Annotated in this window: 12 protein-coding genes and 1 pseudogene; 10 read left to right on the top strand and 3 right to left on the bottom strand. The window is 57.7% G+C overall.

Translation table 11 applies throughout. The annotated features are described in order from the left end of the window. Positions 1-21: 21 nt before the first annotated feature. The 3 genes from argF (at position 22) to ACOTX2_RS16815 (ending at position 3,036) form a co-directional block, all read left to right on the top strand. On the top strand, positions 22-1,026 hold the full coding sequence (gene argF, locus ACOTX2_RS16825) for an ornithine carbamoyltransferase (protein WP_100148640.1): 1,005 nt from the start codon (positions 22-24) through the stop codon (positions 1,024-1,026). A 46-nt stretch (positions 1,027-1,072) separates the two neighbouring features. Beyond that, positions 1,073-2,476: a YfcC family protein gene (locus ACOTX2_RS16820; protein ID WP_022646882.1), complete on the top strand. Its 1,404-nt coding sequence runs from the start codon at positions 1,073-1,075 to the stop codon at positions 2,474-2,476. A gap of 80 nt (positions 2,477-2,556) precedes the next feature. Beyond that, positions 2,557-3,036 carry an arginine repressor gene (locus ACOTX2_RS16815; protein WP_003863366.1) on the top strand — a complete coding sequence of 160 codons (480 nt, stop codon included), beginning with the start codon at positions 2,557-2,559 and terminating at the stop codon, positions 3,034-3,036. Positions 3,037-3,039: 3 nt separating this feature from the next. Here the strand turns inward: ACOTX2_RS16815 and ACOTX2_RS16810 are convergent. Then, positions 3,040-3,157 (bottom strand): annotated as a pseudogene (locus tag ACOTX2_RS16810) (hypothetical protein). On the opposite strand from ACOTX2_RS16810, the gene ACOTX2_RS16805 reads away from it, so the two are divergent. From ACOTX2_RS16805 to gbpA, 5 genes are all read left to right on the top strand, one after another. Continuing rightward, a complete protein-coding gene (locus tag ACOTX2_RS16805; RefSeq protein ID WP_022646880.1) occupies positions 3,137-3,241 on the top strand; it encodes a pyrBI operon leader peptide in 105 nt (34 codons plus the stop codon). The pseudogene ACOTX2_RS16810 and the gene ACOTX2_RS16805 overlap by 21 nt on opposite strands. A 34-nt stretch (positions 3,242-3,275) precedes the next feature. Then, positions 3,276-4,208, top strand: a complete 933-nt coding sequence (pyrB, locus tag ACOTX2_RS16800; protein ID WP_003863368.1) for an aspartate carbamoyltransferase — start codon at positions 3,276-3,278, stop codon at positions 4,206-4,208. Positions 4,209-4,220: 12 nt separating this feature from the next. Then, positions 4,221-4,682 carry an aspartate carbamoyltransferase regulatory subunit gene (gene pyrI / locus ACOTX2_RS16795; RefSeq protein WP_003863370.1) on the top strand — a complete coding sequence of 154 codons (462 nt, stop codon included), beginning with the start codon at positions 4,221-4,223 and terminating at the stop codon, positions 4,680-4,682. Between the two features lie 73 nt (positions 4,683-4,755). Continuing rightward, positions 4,756-5,142, top strand: a complete 387-nt coding sequence (gene ridA / locus ACOTX2_RS16790; RefSeq protein WP_003863373.1) for a 2-iminobutanoate/2-iminopropanoate deaminase — start codon at positions 4,756-4,758, stop codon at positions 5,140-5,142. A 136-nt stretch (positions 5,143-5,278) separates the two neighbouring features. Next, complete coding sequence (gene gbpA / locus ACOTX2_RS16785) at positions 5,279-6,730, top strand: N-acetylglucosamine-binding protein GbpA (protein ID WP_063148070.1); 1,452 nt, start codon at positions 5,279-5,281, stop codon at positions 6,728-6,730. Positions 6,731-6,919: 189 nt separating this feature from the next. On the opposite strand, the gene ACOTX2_RS16780 is transcribed toward gbpA, so the two are convergent. Together ACOTX2_RS16780 and mgtA are read right to left on the bottom strand one after the other, a co-directional pair. Beyond that, on the bottom strand, positions 6,920-9,304 hold the full coding sequence (locus ACOTX2_RS16780) for a beta-N-acetylhexosaminidase (RefSeq protein ID WP_063148069.1): 2,385 nt from the start codon (positions 9,302-9,304) through the stop codon (positions 6,920-6,922). A 200-nt stretch (positions 9,305-9,504) separates the two neighbouring features. Next, positions 9,505-12,213: a magnesium-translocating P-type ATPase gene (mgtA, locus tag ACOTX2_RS16775; RefSeq protein ID WP_022646877.1), complete on the bottom strand. Its 2,709-nt coding sequence runs from the start codon at positions 12,211-12,213 to the stop codon at positions 9,505-9,507. Between the two features lie 386 nt (positions 12,214-12,599). Here mgtA and treR point away from each other — a divergent pair, with 386 nt between their 5' ends. Both treR and treB read left to right on the top strand, forming a co-directional pair. Then, positions 12,600-13,547, top strand: a complete 948-nt coding sequence (treR, locus tag ACOTX2_RS16770) for a trehalose operon repressor TreR (RefSeq protein WP_022646876.1) — start codon at positions 12,600-12,602, stop codon at positions 13,545-13,547. A gap of 127 nt (positions 13,548-13,674) precedes the next feature. Then, positions 13,675-15,093 carry a PTS trehalose transporter subunit IIBC gene (treB, locus tag ACOTX2_RS16765; RefSeq protein ID WP_022646875.1) on the top strand — a complete coding sequence of 473 codons (1,419 nt, stop codon included), beginning with the start codon at positions 13,675-13,677 and terminating at the stop codon, positions 15,091-15,093. The last annotated feature ends 45 nt before the right edge of the window (positions 15,094-15,138 follow it).

Raw genomic sequence — 15,138 nt, 5'->3', positions numbered from 1 at the left:
AATTTTAAAAAGGATTTACCCATGACCATCAACCTGAAAAACCGCAACTTCCTGAAACTGCTGGACTACACCCCGGCGGAGATCCAGTACCTGATCGACCTCGCCATCGAGCTGAAGGCGGCCAAAAAAGCCGGGCGCGAAAAGCAAACCCTGGTCGGGAAAAACATCGCCCTGATCTTTGAAAAAACCTCCACCCGCACCCGCTGCGCCTTTGAAGTGGGCGCGTTCGACCAGGGCGTGCAGGTCACCTACCTCGGCCCAAGCGGCTCGCAGATTGGCCACAAAGAGTCGATGAAGGACACCGCGCGCGTGCTGGGCCGCATGTATGACGGCATCGAGTACCGCGGCTACGGCCAGGCCATCGTTGAGGAGCTGGGCGAATACGCGGGGGTGCCGGTGTGGAACGGCCTGACCGACGAGTTCCACCCCACGCAAATCCTTGCCGACCTGATGACTATGCTGGAGCACTCTCCGGGCAAAACCCTGCCGGAGCTGAGCTTTGCTTACCTCGGCGACGCGCGCAACAACATGGGTAATTCGCTGATGGTCGGCGCGGCCAAAATGGGGATGGATATCCGCCTTGTGGCGCCGAAATCCTTCTGGCCGGAGGCCGGGCTGGTTGAGCAGTGCCGCGCCATTGCCAAAGAGACCGGCGCGCGCATCACCCTCACCGACGATGTGGGAGAAGGCGTGCAGGGCACCGATTTCCTCTACACCGACGTGTGGGTTTCCATGGGCGAGCCGAAGGAGGCGTGGGCCGAGCGCGTTAGCCTGATGAAGCCGTATCAGATTAATGCGGACGTGATGAAGGCCACCGGTAACCCGTACGTCAAGTTCATGCACTGCCTGCCGGCGTTCCACAACGAACATACCAAAGTGGGCCGCGAAATCGAGATGGCGTACGGCCTGAAGGGGCTGGAGGTGACGGAAGAGGTCTTTGAATCCCCGAACTCCATCGTCTTCGACGAAGCAGAGAACCGCATGCACACCATTAAAGCGGTCATGGTGGCGACACTCGGCGACTAATCACCGCCCGGCGCGCCGCGGGGTGCGCCGGGTTCAGGAGAACATCATGGGCAAGTTCAAATTTCCCTCCGCTTATACCATTCTCTTTTTTCTGATTGCCGTGGTTGCCGTGCTGACGTGGATTGTTCCGGCCGGGCAGTACCATATGGCGATGAACGAGGCGCTCGGCAAAGAAGTGCCGGTTGCTGGCACTTACGCGCACGTGGCAGCGCACCCGCAGGGGCTCGTCTCCGTGCTGATGGCGCCGATTGCCGGGCTGTACGATCCGGAGTCCGGCCAGGCCGGGGCGATCGACGTGGCGCTGTTTATTCTGATCATCGGGGGGTTCCTCGGGATCGTCACTAAAACCGGGGCGATAGACGCCGGGATCGAACGCGTCACCACCCGGCTGCGCGGCCGCGAAGAGTGGATGATCCCGATCCTGATGGCGCTGTTTGCCGCCGGCGGCACGATTTACGGCATGGCCGAAGAGTCGCTACCCTTCTATACCTTACTGGTGCCGGTGATGCTGGCAGCGCGGTTCGATCCGGTGGTTGCGGCCTCTACCGTGCTGCTCGGCGCGGGGATCGGCACGCTCGGATCCACCATCAACCCGTTCGCCACGGTGATCGCCGCCAACGCCGCCGGGATCCCCTTCACCAACGGCATCATGCTACGCATCGCGCTGCTGGTGATCGGCTGGATCATCTGCGTGGCGTGGGTAATGCGCTACGCCCGCAAGGTGCGCAAGGATCCGTCGCTGTCGATCGTGGCGGATAAGCAGGAAGAAAATCTCGCCCACTTTCTCGGTAACAAGGGCGAGCAGTCGCTGGAATTTACCCCGGTGCGCAAACTCATCCTGGTGATCTTCGCCCTCGCCTTCGCGGTGATGATCTACGGCGTGGCGGTGCTGGGCTGGTGGATGGCGGAGATTTCGGCGGTGTTCCTCGCCAGTGCCATTATCGTCGGGCTGATCGCCCGCATGAGCGAAGAGGAGCTGACCTCAACCTTTATCAACGGCGCGCGAGATTTGCTGGGCGTCGCGCTGATAATCGGCATCGCGCGCGGTATCGTAGTGATCATGGATAAGGGCATGATTACCCACACCATTTTGCACAGCGCCGAGGGAATGGTCACCGGATTGTCGACGGTGGCGTTCATCAACGTGATGTACTGGCTGGAAGTGGTGCTGTCGTTTCTTGTGCCTTCTTCGTCCGGCCTGGCCGTTCTGACGATGCCGATCATGGCGCCCCTTGCCGATTTCGCTAACGTCAACCGCGACCTGGTGGTTACGGCTTACCAGTCGGCGTCCGGCATCGTCAACCTGATCACTCCCACCTCTGCCGTCGTGATGGGCGGGCTGGCTATCGCCCGCGTGCCCTACGTGCGTTATCTGAAATGGGTCGCGCCGCTGCTGGGGATTTTAACGGTGGTGATTATGGTGGCGTTAAGCCTGGGCGCTTTGTTGTGATTTGCCGGATGGCGCTGCGCTTATCCGGCCTACGGATCGGTGCGGTGCCACCGGTTATTTCGGGAACTGATATGGGAACTATGATGGATTACGAAGAGTACTCTCCCAAAGAGCAACTACAGCTAACGGTCTGCCAGCGTCTGATCGCGGAAAAGAGCTATCTCTCCCAGGAAGAGATCCGCCGTGACTTACAGGAGCGTGGTTTTGAGACCATCAGCCAGTCCACCGTTTCACGTCTGCTCAAGTTGCTTGGTGTCATAAAAATTCGCAATGCCAAAGGGCTAAAGATTTATTCGCTGAATCCCCAGCTGCGCCCGGCCCCCGACGCGGCGCGTACGGTCTCTGAAATGGTGGTGAGCGTGGAGCACAACAGCGAATTTATCCTTATCCATACCGTCGCCGGATATGGCCGCGCGGTGGCGCGTATTCTGGATTATCACCAGTTACCGGAAATTTTAGGTGTAGTGGCCGGGAGCAGTATTGTCTGGGTCGCGCCCCGCGTAGTGAAGCGCACCGCGCTGGTGCATAAGCAAATTAATTATTTACTCAGAACGCATTAATATTCACAAAGAACCGTTTGCATTGAGTAAAGCGTGCATTAAATCGCTTGATCCCAAAAGCGAGCTGCGTATAATGCCCGACAATTTGCCGGGAGGAAGCATGGTCAAGCGTGTACGACATAACGTCTTACCGCGTCTGAAATCAGACGCTGGCCTGCCGTTTTTCTTCCCGTTGCTAAACCTATTCCCAGAGCCCCTCATTTGAGGGGCTTTTTTTTGCCCGGCGTCAGGAGATAAACATGAATCCGCTTTATCAAAAACACATCATTTCCATAAACGACCTCAGCCGCGAAGAGCTGGAACTGGTTCTGGAAACCGCGGCAAAACTGAAGGCCAATCCGCAACCGGAGCTGTTGAAGCACAAGGTGATTGCGAGCTGCTTCTTCGAAGCCTCGACCCGCACCCGCCTCTCCTTCGAAACCTCCATGCACCGTCTGGGCGCGAGCGTGGTGGGCTTCTCGGACAGCAGCAACACGTCGCTGGGCAAAAAAGGCGAAACCCTGGCGGATACCATTTCGGTTATCAGTACCTACGTTGACGCGATTGTGATGCGCCACCCGCAGGAGGGCGCGGCGCGTCTGGCGACCGAGTTTTCCGGCGGCATTCCGGTGCTGAACGCCGGTGACGGTGCTAACCAGCATCCGACGCAGACCCTGCTGGATCTGTTCACCATTCAGGAGACGCAGGGCACGCTTGAGAACCTGAACATCGCCATGGTCGGCGACCTGAAATATGGCCGCACCGTCCACTCCCTGACCCAGGCGCTGGCGAAATTTAACGGCAACCGCTTCTTCTTTATCGCGCCGGACGCGCTGGCGATGCCGCAGTACATTCTCGACATGCTGGACGAGAAAGGCATCGCGTGGAGCCTGCACGCCAGTATCGAAGAGGTGATGGGCAACGTGGATATTCTCTACATGACCCGCGTGCAGAAAGAGCGTCTGGATCCGTCCGAGTACGCCAACGTGAAGGCGCAGTTCGTGCTGCGCGCCAGCGACCTTGAAGGCGCGCGTGACAATATGAAGGTGCTGCACCCGCTGCCGCGCATCGATGAGATCACCACAGACGTGGACAAAACGCCGCACGCCTGGTACTTCCAGCAGGCTGGAAACGGCATCTTCGCTCGCCAGGCGTTACTGGCACTGGTTCTGAATCGCGAATTAGCTCTGTAAGGGGAGACGACCATGACACACGATAACAAACTCCAGGTTGAAGCCATCAAGCGTGGCACCGTGATTGACCACATCCCTGCGCAGGTGGGCTTTAAACTGCTGACGCTGTTCAAACTGACCGAAACGGACCAGCGCATCACCATCGGCCTGAACCTGCCGTCGGGCGAAATGGGCCGTAAAGACCTGATCAAAATCGAGAACACCTTCCTGACCGACGAGCAGGTTAACCAGCTGTCGCTGTACGCGCCGGACGCCACGGTTAACCGCATCGACGATTACGACGTGGTGGGCAAATCCCGCCCAAGCCTGCCGGATCGCATCGAAAGCGTGCTGGTCTGCCCGAACAGCAACTGCATCAGCCATGCTGAGCCGGTTTCCTCCAGTTTCGCAGTGAAAAAACGCGCCAATGACATCGCACTCAAATGCAAATACTGCGAAAAAGAGTTTTCTCATTATGTGGTGCTGGCCAACTAATTGAGGTTGGTAATGAAATCCCGGCTGTTATAATGGCCGGGAACATTCTTAACGCTGTAATTCTGGAGAAAAAATGAGCAAAGTACTCGCGACGGAAAATGCACCAGCGGCTATCGGCCCATACGTTCAGGGCGTTGATCTGGGCAGCATGATCATCACTTCTGGTCAGATCCCGGTGAACCCAAAAACCGGTGAAGTACCCGCCGACGTAGCGGCGCAGGCGCGTCAGTCGCTGGAAAACGTGCAGGCGATCGTGGAATCTGCCGGTCTGAAAGTGGGCGATATCGTCAAAACCACTGTGTTCGTGAAAGATCTGAATGATTTCGCGACCGTTAACGCCACTTACGAAGCGTTCTTCACCGAGCACAACGCGACCTTCCCGGCTCGCTCTTGCGTGGAAGTGGCGCGTCTGCCAAAAGACGTGAAAATTGAAATTGAAGCGATTGCCGTACGTCGCTAATTCAATTCAATTAAGAAAGGGCAGCTTAGCTGTCCTTTTTATTTCGACTATTTTTACTCTCCATATAAAATGACAAATCGCACCGTCCATTATTAAGCTTCTCCACCCGATAATATTCTCTAATAATGGATGAGTAATGAAAATTTCAAAAATTGCACTTGCCCTCGCGACAGTGACCGTTGCATCGTCGGCATTTGCTCACGGCTATATTGAATCTCCAGCCAGCCGCGCCTATATGTGTAAGCTTGGCCAAAATATTGATTGCGGCGCTGTACAGTATGAACCGCAGAGCGTGGAAAAAACTTCCGGTTTCCCGACCGGCGCTATGCCGCCGGACGGCCAGCTCGCCAGTGCAGGTATTTCCCAGTATTCTCAGCTGGATAAGCAAAGCCTGAATGCCTGGACCAAAAACCCGATAACAGCAGGCCCGCATGAGTTCGTCTGGCATCATACTGCACCGCATAAAACCACTAACTGGCGCTATTACATCACCAAACAAAATTGGGATCCAAATAAGCCGCTGACTCGCGATCAATTTGAATTAACTCCATTCTGTACGATCAACGGAAATAGTCAGGCACCAGCCGTAACAAAATCCATGACTTGCAATGTTCCTGCGCGTACGGGGTACCAGGTTATTTACGGCGTGTGGGAAATTGCGGACACCTCAAATAGCTTTTATCAGGCCATTGACGTTGATTTCGGGAATGGTGGCAACGTAACCCCGGACGAAACGCCTGCGATCGTTTCCGAATGGAGCAAAACCCTTAGCGGCCAGATTGCCGGTAATAACCTGAACGTGGGCGATAAGGTTATCGCACGCTTCTTCGACGCCAACGGTGAAGTGACCGCCATGCGTACCGAAATGACCATCGGCTCTGCTGAACAAGGCGACGCTAACCAGTGGTCTTACGATCTGGCGCAAAAGATCAACACCGCTCAGAGCGATGTCCGCGTCGGTGTTAAAGATGAAGCCGGTGACATCAGCCCGGTTCACGGCGCCAACAGCGTATTCGTGAAAGACGGCAGCACGCTGAAATCCGTTGCCATCTCCTATGAAGAGCAAAAAGCGCAGGTGAGCGAGACCATCGCCGTTTCCGATCTGCAATACAGCAAAATCGAACATGGCAACGCGACCGTCACCTTCCACGTCAACACGCAGGGTGACGTTAATTTTGAAGCACACGTGATGAACCACCACGGTGCGGAAAAAGGTTACCTGAAGCAGGACATGAACAACGTCAATCAGGACGTAACCATGACGCTGACTGACGTGACGGCGGGACACCATATGCTGAAATACTACGCGACCAATAAAGACGGCACGATGTTCGCCCAGGACGTGCTGAACCTGATGCTGGAAAGCGATGCGGCTGCGGACAGCACCGGCCACCACGACTTTACCTTCCCGGACAATATCGCCTCGTACAAAGCGGGCACCGTGGTACTACAGCCAAAAGACGGTAAGACCTACGAATGTAAGCCTTTCCCGTACAGCGGCTACTGCGTGCAGTACAGCCCAACCGCAAACCAGTTTGAGCCTGGCGTTGGCGCGCACTGGAAAGAGGCGTGGGTGTTGAAGAACTGAGTGGAAAAACCTTACCCCTCACCCTAACCCTCTCCCCAAAGGGGAGAGGGAACGGATCGAGCCCCCTCGCCTGGCCCTCTCTCCAAAGGGGAGAGGGTACCGATAGAGCCCCCTCGCCTGGCCCTCCCTCCAAAGGGGAGAGGGTACCGATAGTGCCCCTCGCCCCTATGGGGAGAGGGGTATTTTTTTCTACTGATTCTGCGTCGCACGCAGCAGCGTTTCCAGCGGGTACACCGCCGCAATCACCACCTCGTCCTGGATTTTCGCCGCGTTATCCAGTTCGCTCTGGATCGACGCGATCTCTTTTTCATCCAGCGTTCCCTGGCGCGCCACCAGATCCGTCAGCCGCAGGCCAATCGAGGCCAGCTTGTCCACCTCCTGAATTACCGGTTTGATGGCCTTCAACTGATAGCTGTTTTCGCTCAAGGCCAGCACGTCGCTGGTGTTGTTCTGCCAGCGGTTAAAGACGTGGCGCAGCGCGTCGGCGCTCTCCGTGTCTTCCGCATCGCTCACCAGACGGTCAGCCCATTTATTCATCTGACGCACGGTCGCACTTTCCGCGTTTAGCGCGTCAGCGAGCCGGTTGAGCGGCTCAAACTGATGATAGTTTCCAGCCTGGAACTTAAGATGCTGACGGGTGTAATACTGCGCCGGTTCAAGCGCCTGGGCGAGGATTTGCAGCGGCAAGGTATCCGCATTGTTAGCGAGGCGCGTGAACTGTATCTGCTGCTGGGTATGCTGCTGTAGCCCAACCGATACCGTGGACCAGCTGTCCATCGCCTGGAGCCGGGTATACATGTTGTCGATGTCGTTGACGTCCTTCGCCGACCAAAGCCGCTCCGCCACCGCAAAGGCGCGCGGCCACAGACGGATATCCAGTACTGGCGCGACTACGTTTTCCGCCCACAGCGCGGCTTCACCGCCGAGCAGATTGGCCTCGTTCGCCGGGTCCGGCACCACCGGCGGAACGCCTTTCGGCACTTCGTCCTGACGCGTGCCGCTAATCGGGTAGCGGGCGTTACCCACCAGGAAATAGCCGCTGAGCTTATCGTTCTCAACAGAAACGACCGGACGCGTTTCACCCATCCAGGTATCAACGGTAAACGTTACCTGATTGTCGTCCCGCCACTGAATATTATCCACCGCCCGACGCGATTTCCCGGCAAAATCAATGAATCCGCGCCAGCCAGCATCGCCTTTCACCAGCGTAAAGCTGCCTTCCACCGGCTTGCCTTTCAGACGCGGCATCGAGAAAGCCCAGCTCTGGACGCTGTCGGTGTCTGCTATCACATCCACGCCGTTCAACCCCTGCGGCACAATTTCATTGCGGTAGTGGTAGGCGGTGGATTGCGGCTGATCGAGGTAGAAACCGGTAGAGAGAATGCCCTTATAGCCGTTCTGCGCCACCTGCCCCAGCGCGTCCTGTCCCTGCCAGGACTGGATCAGAATGCTTTTCGGCAGATCGGGATGGTAGATCTCATCCCAGCCAACCATCTGCCGGTGGTGCTTCTCAAGGATCGTCTCCAGCTTGCGGTTGAAATACGCCTGCAACGCATGGCTGTCCGCCAGTTTGTTGTCGCGCATGAATCTCTGGATCGCAGCGTTCGCTTTCCACTGGCTGTCGTCAACCTCATCGCCGCCAATATGCAGATACGGATCCGGGAAGATCGCCGCCAGTTCGCTGACCATCGCGTTGGCAAAGGTATAGGTCGCCTCTTTGGTGGGATCCAGCACTGGCTTAAGCACGCCCCAGTGGCGCTCCATGGCGTACGGCCCCGGCGCGCTCATCAGCTCCGGGTAGGCGACGGCAATCGCCGAGGCGTGGCCCGGCATATCAATTTCCGGCACCACGCGTATGCCGCGCTCGGCAGCGTAACGCACAATCTCGCGCATCTGCTCCGGGGTGTAGAACAGCCCATCGCTGGCAAGCTGGGTTAATTTTGGATAACGCTTCGAGGTAAAGCGCCAGCCCTGATCGTCCGTCAAATGCCAGTGCAGGACGTTGAGCTTAGCCGCGGCCATGCCGTCGATCTGGCGTTTGATATCGGGTAACGGGATGAAATGGCGCGCTGAATCGAGCAGCAGCCCGCGCCACGGGAAGCGCGGCGAATCTTCAATGGTAACCCACGGAATCGAGGTGTTTTCGGCACCGTTCTGCATCAGCTGGAGCAAGGTTTCCATGGCGCGCAGCGCGCCGAAGCGGGTGTTGGCGGAGATATTTACGCCGTTGGCGTCCACCGTGAGTTTATAGCTCTCATCGCTGTCCGGCAGCGGCTGCGGCTTCACTTTTTTAGCGATGGAAATACGGATGGTTGGCTTGTCAGGTTTTTCGGCCTGCGGCTGTAGCGTCCAGCCAGTTTGCAGGGCGATGCGCTGGCGCAGGCGGTTGACCGCATCCCCCAGATCGTCGCCACTGACGCTCACGGTGAGTTGATTGGTAAGCACCAGCGCACCCTGCGTGGTCGGGCGTTCAACCTTCGCAGGCCAGGGCATTAAGGGAAGGTCGCCTGCCGGGGCGGCAAAGGCGGAGGCGCCGAGCATGAGCCCGGCGGTTAAGAGGCTGTACCGTAACATGAATGTTCCTTATCTGACGGGCCAAATAAAGGCAAAACATTCTGTTAACATGCGCTCAAATTGTCGTCAAGCGAATGCGCCGACGGAGATCACAGGTTGTTGAATTTGGGAGGAAAGCCAGCTGCCGGGTGGCGGCTTCGCCTTACCCGGCCTACGTTCGGATCGTAGGCCCGGTAAGCGCAGCGCCACCGGGCTTGCCGTTACTGCCATCCATACCGACGGCTATAGAACCCTTTGACCATCTGCGTCAGCACCATGTAACCCGCGAGGATCGCCACCAGCCACGGGAAGTAGCTCAGCGGCAGCGCCTGAAGTTGCAGGTAACTTGCAAGCGGCGAGAACGGCAGCGCGATCCCGAGCGCCATCACAATGCCCGTCATCACGATCAGCGGCCATGCGGCACGGCTCTGGATAAACGGAATGCGGCGGGTGCGGATCATATGCACAATCAGGGTCTGGGACAGCAGCCCCACCACGAACCAGCCGGACTGGAACAGCGTCTGGTGTTCCGGGGTGTTGGCGTGGAACACAAACCACATCAGGCAGAAGGTCAGAATGTCAAAGATGGAGCTGATCGGCCCAAAGAACAGCATAAAGCGCCCCAAATCGGCGGGGTTCCAGCGCTGCGGCTTCTGGATCTGCTCGTCGTCCACGTTATCAAACGGGATGGCGACCTGAGAGACATCGTACATCAGGTTCTGGATCAGCAGGTGCAGCGGCAGCATCGGCAGGAACGGCAGGAAGGCGCTCGCCACCAGCACGCTGAAGACGTTACCGAAGTTGGAGCTGGCGGTCATTTTGATGTATTTGAGCATATTGGCGAAGGTGCGACGCCCTTCGATGACGCCCTCCTCCAGCACCATCAGGCTCTTTTCCAGCAGAATGATATCTGCCGCCTCGCGGGCGATATCCACCGCGCCGTCCACGGAGATACCGATATCCGCCGCACGCAGGGCTGGCGCATCGTTGATGCCGTCGCCCATAAAGCCCACCACGTGCCCTTCACGACGCAGCAGAGTGACGATGCGTTCTTTATGCATCGGCGTCAGGCGGGCAAACAGCGTGGTGCGCAGGGCAAGCTCGGCCAGCTCATCGTCGGACAGGTGCTCAATGTCGCTCCCCACCACGACGTCGCCCGCGTCCAGGCCCACTTCGTGGCACACTTTGGCCGCCACCAGCTCGCTGTCGCCGGTCAGGATTTTGACGGTGATCCCGCTCGCTTTCAGTGCTTTCAGCGCCGGCGCGGTGGTCTCTTTCGGCGGATCGAGGAATGCGATGTAACCCTCGAGGATCAAATCGGATTCATCGATACGCTGGTAGTCCCCTTCCCGCGCGGGCAGGAACTTGCTTGCTACCGCCACCACGCGCAGCCCCTGACGGTTCAGGTTATCGGTGACGCGTTTGATGCGGCGCAGCATGGTCTCATCCAGCGGCACGATCTCGCCGTTATGACGCACCTGCGTGGAAACATTCAGGATCTCCTGCAATGCCCCTTTGCAGATCAGCTGATGTACGTCCGGCTGCTCGCTGACCACCACCGACATGCGGCGCCGTTCAAAGTCGAACGGAATTTCGTCCACCTTCTGCCAGCGGCCGGAGAGCATGCGGGCAGACTCTTCATCCACACCTTCCAGCACCGCCACGTCGAGCAGGTTTTTCAGCCCTGTCTGGTAGTGACTGTTCAGCCACGCGCTGTACAGCACCCGTTCGCTGGTCTTTCCGGCGATATCGGTGTGGTTCTCCAGCACGATTTTGTCCTGGGTCAGGGTGCCGGTTTTATCGGTGCAAAGAATGTCCATCGCGCCAAAGTTCTGGATGGCGTCGAGGTGTTTGACGATCACCTTTTGTTTAGAGAGTTTGACCGCCCCGCGCGCCAGCGTGGAGGTGACAATCATCGGCAGCATTTCCGGCGTTAAGCCGACAGCCACGGAGAGGGCGAACAGCGCCGCTTCCCACCAGTCACCTTTGGTGTAGCCGTTGATCAGCAGGACAATCGGCGTCATGACCATCATAAAGCGGATCAGCAGCATGCTGACGCGGCCAATGCCTTTCTGGAATGCGTTCGGCTCGCTCTCCTGCTCGCTGACGCGTCCGGCAAGCTGTCCAAACCAGGTGTTGCCGCCGGTAGCGGTGACAATGGCCTGCGCCGTGCCGCTGACCACCGTGGTGCCCATAAAGCACAGGGTGTCGCATTCCAGCGGATTCATCTGCTGCGGATCGCGGGTCCTCGCCACCTTCTCTACGGGCAGGGATTCACCGGTGAGTGACGCCTGCGCGACGAACAGATCCCGCGCCTGGATGATGCGTAAATCCGCCGGGATCATGTCCCCCGCCGCCAGCTTCACCAGATCGCCCGGCACCAGCTGGTCAATGGGCAGTTCAATCCAGGCGTTTTCGCCGAGGTCGTTAATCACACGCGACACGGTGGCAGTATTGCTGACCATCGCTTTCAGCGCATCCGCCGCTTTGGTGGAGCGCGCTTCCTGAATAAAGTTAAGCAGCGTGGAGATCCCCACCATCAGGGCAATTACGCCTGCGGCAAACAGATCTTCAGTGGCGTAAGAGATAATCCCGAGCACCGTCAGCAGCAGGTTGAACGGATTGCGGTAGCAGAGCCACAGGTGGACCCACCATGGAGAGGGTTTTTGCGCCGGGATCTGGTTATCGCCATGTTCCTCGCGGATTTTTGACACTTCTTGCGCGTTCAGCCCTTCCGGGTGGCCGCCAAAGGCGCGCCAGACTTCGTTTTCATCCATCGCCGCCACGTTCAGGCAGCGCTCGGTCAGGGAAGCGGGGATTTCCGCGCCCGCCAGGGTGTTGGCATTTGGCAGCGGATCGCGCGCAATCAGGCGATGTGGCAGGTGGCGGCTCAGCTGCGCGAACAGCTGCCGGGTGATATTTTTCAGCATAATCATTCCCCCGCATCCGCAAAGGCGGACGCAGTTTTCCCGCAGGCGTGGCAGAGCCGTACCTGTCAGGCACTTAATTTATCAAGCAGGAACGTATGAACGTTGCTGCCTCACGCCGGTGAGACAGCAAAAGGCTGGCTTACCGGAAAGAAGGTTTTCTCCTGGTCAGGAGAGGTGTGGGATCGGGATCCATGTGGCCTCCGGTAAGTTAAAAATGGGATGTCGTCGCGCAGTATAAGGATTTAACCATACCTTTTGTGACTATTCGGGCGGTATGATACCCCCTCGTAAATAAACCGCACGTAAACCAGACTTTGCCCATAGCGAATTCGCAGGATAGCATTAGGCTCAATTGATTATTTTATCGTTGTTACAGGGAATACAGCATGCAGAACCGCCTTACGATTAAAGACATCGCGCGTTTAAGCGGCGTGGGGAAATCGACCGTCTCACGCGTGCTTAACAACGAAAGCGGTGTCAGCGAGCGCACACGCGAGCGCGTCGAGGCGGTGATGAATCAGCACGGTTTTTCCCCTTCCCGCTCCGCGCGCGCCATGCGCGGGCAGAGCGATAAAGTGGTCGCCATTATTGTCTCGCGTCTGGATTCCCTCTCCGAAAACCTCGCCGTACAGACGATGCTGCCCGCGTTCTACGAGCAGGGCTACGATCCGATCATGATGGAGAGCAAGTTCTCGGCGCAAATGGTGGAGGAGCATCTCGGTATGCTTCAGCGCCGCAACATTGATGGCGTAGTGCTGTTCGGGTTTACCGGCCTTAAAGAGGACATGCTTAAACCCTGGCAGCCGTCTCTGGTGCTGCTGGCGCGCGACGCCAGCGGGTTTGCCTCTGTCTGTTACGATGACGAAGGGGCAATCGTGATCCTGATGCAGCGCCTGTATGAACAGGGCCATCGGCATATCAGCTATCTCGGCGTGCCGCATGCCGACATCACCACCGGCAAGCGTCGCCATGAAGCGTACCTGGCGTTTTGTAAAAAAAACAATCTCCCCGCCGTGGCCGCGCTGCCTGGACTGGGTATGAAACAGGGATATGAGCAGGTCGCCAGCGTGCTGACTGCACAAACCACCGCCCTGGTGTGCGCCACGGATACCCTTGCATTGGGTGCGAGCAAATATTTGCAGGAGCAACGCATCGGGGAGTTGCAGTTAGCGAGCGTGGGAAGCACGCCGCTGATGAAGTTCTTACACCCGGAGATTATCAGCGTCGATCCGGGTTATGCCGAGTCTGGCCGGCAGGCTGCCGCGCAGCTGATCGAGCAAATTACCGGGCGTACCGAGCCCCGTCAGATCGTTATTCCAGCCCGCCTCTCATAATTTTTTTGAATGGATTATTGTGATCTTCGCCCGATTTCGGGAACGTTCCCATTTTCGCCGTCACGTTGAAGGAGTAGGCTTGCGCACAGGTCATAACCCCTTTCACCATCTGTCATGAGGTTTCATGATGAGTAAAGTCAAACAAGCCGATATCGATCAGCTGATCGTCCTGGTCGGCGGACGCGAGAACATCGCCACCGTCAGCCATTGCATTACCCGCCTGCGCTTCGTGCTGAACGATCCGGCCAAAGCCAATCCGAAAGCCATTGAAGAGTTGAAAATGGTTAAAGGCTGCTTCACCAACGCCGGGCAGTTCCAGGTGGTGATTGGTACCGAAGTGGGCGATTACTATCAGGCTCTGCTGGCGACTACCGGGCACTCTTCCGCCGATAAAGAGCAGGCGAAGAAGGCAGCGCGCCAGAATATGAAATGGCATGAGCAGCTGATTTCCCATTTTGCGGAGATCTTCTTCCCACTGCTGCCGGCGCTGATCAGCGGGGGCTTAATTCTGGGCTTCCGTAACGTCATCGGCGATGTGCCAATGAGCGACGGCAAAACCCTGGCGCAGATGTACCCGGCGCTGCAAAGCATCTATGACTTCCTGTGGCTGATTGGCGAAGCCATCTTCTTCTATCTGCCGGTCGGGATCTGCTGGTCAGCGGTGCGCAAGATGGGCGGAACGCCCATTCTCGGAATCGTACTCGGCGTGACGCTGGTCTCTCCGCAGTTAATGAACGCTTACTTACTTGGTCAGCAAACGCCAGAGGTGTGGAACTTCGGCTTGTTTACCATCGCCAAAGTGGGCTACCAGGCGCAGGTTATCCCGGCATTGCTGGCGGGTCTGGCGCTGGGCTTTATTGAGACGCGTCTGAAGCGCATCGTGCCGGACTATCTCTATCTGGTGGTGGTCCCGGTCTGCTCGCTGATCCTGGCGGTGTTCCTGGCGCATGCCTTTATCGGTCCGTTTGGCCGCATGATTGGCGACGGCGTGGCCTTCGCGGTCCGTCACCTGATGACCGGCAGCTTCGCACCGATTGGCGCCGCACTGTTCGGCTTCCTGTACGCTCCGCTGGTGATCACCGGCGTGCACCAGACCACGCTGGCGATCGATATGCAGATGATCCAGAGCCTCGGCGGCACGCCGGTCTGGCCGATTATCGCCCTGTCTAACATTGCGCAGGCCTCCGCTGTAACCGGCATTATCATCGTCAGCCGTAAGCACAACGAGCGTGAGATCTCCGTTCCGGCTGCTATCTCCGCCTACCTCGGCGTCACTGAACCGGCGATGTACGGTATCAACCTGAAATATCGCTTCCCGATGCTCTGCGCGATGATCGGCTCCGGTCTGGCGGGCTTGCTGTGCGGCCTGAACGGCGTAATGGCAAACGGGATTGGCGTCGGCGGCCTGCCGGGTATCCTCTCCATTCAGCCTTCATTCTGGCAGGTATTTGCGCTGGCGATGGCGGTGGCGATTATCATCCCAATGGCGCTGACTACCGTGGTTTACCAGCGTAAGTTCCGTCAGGGCACGTTGCAGATTGTTTAATTCCCTTTTTCGGGGCGCAGTTGCGCCCCTTCGCATTTGCAGGAA

The organism is Enterobacter cloacae complex sp. IR5412 (genome assembly GCF_049237385.1).
Taxonomy (GTDB): Bacteria; Pseudomonadota; Gammaproteobacteria; order Enterobacterales; family Enterobacteriaceae; genus Enterobacter; species Enterobacter intestinihominis.
The sequence above is the reverse complement of the archived record's forward strand: the minus strand, read 5'-3'. Positions and strand labels throughout refer to the sequence as shown.

Bases quoted from the DNA above. Each gene is read 5' to 3' on its own strand.
- argF (WP_100148640.1), top strand. From the start codon at position 22: ATGACCATCAACCTGAAAAACCGCAACTTCCTGAAACTGCTGGACTAC.
- ridA (WP_003863373.1), top strand. From the start codon at position 4,756: ATGAGCAAAGTACTCGCGACGGAAAATGCACCAGCGGCTATCGGCCCA.
- gbpA (WP_063148070.1), top strand. From the start codon at position 5,279: ATGAAAATTTCAAAAATTGCACTTGCCCTCGCGACAGTGACCGTTGCA.
- pyrI (WP_003863370.1), top strand. From the start codon at position 4,221: ATGACACACGATAACAAACTCCAGGTTGAAGCCATCAAGCGTGGCACC.
- mgtA (WP_022646877.1), bottom strand. From the start codon at position 12,213: ATGCTGAAAAATATCACCCGGCAGCTGTTCGCGCAGCTGAGCCGCCAC.
- ACOTX2_RS16780 (WP_063148069.1), bottom strand. From the start codon at position 9,304: ATGTTACGGTACAGCCTCTTAACCGCCGGGCTCATGCTCGGCGCCTCC.
- treB (WP_022646875.1), top strand. From the start codon at position 13,675: ATGAGTAAAGTCAAACAAGCCGATATCGATCAGCTGATCGTCCTGGTC.
- ACOTX2_RS16820 (WP_022646882.1), top strand. From the start codon at position 1,073: ATGGGCAAGTTCAAATTTCCCTCCGCTTATACCATTCTCTTTTTTCTG.
- ACOTX2_RS16805 (WP_022646880.1), top strand. From the start codon at position 3,137: ATGGTCAAGCGTGTACGACATAACGTCTTACCGCGTCTGAAATCAGAC.
- ACOTX2_RS16815 (WP_003863366.1), top strand. From the start codon at position 2,557: ATGATGGATTACGAAGAGTACTCTCCCAAAGAGCAACTACAGCTAACG.
- treR (WP_022646876.1), top strand. From the start codon at position 12,600: ATGCAGAACCGCCTTACGATTAAAGACATCGCGCGTTTAAGCGGCGTG.
- pyrB (WP_003863368.1), top strand. From the start codon at position 3,276: ATGAATCCGCTTTATCAAAAACACATCATTTCCATAAACGACCTCAGC.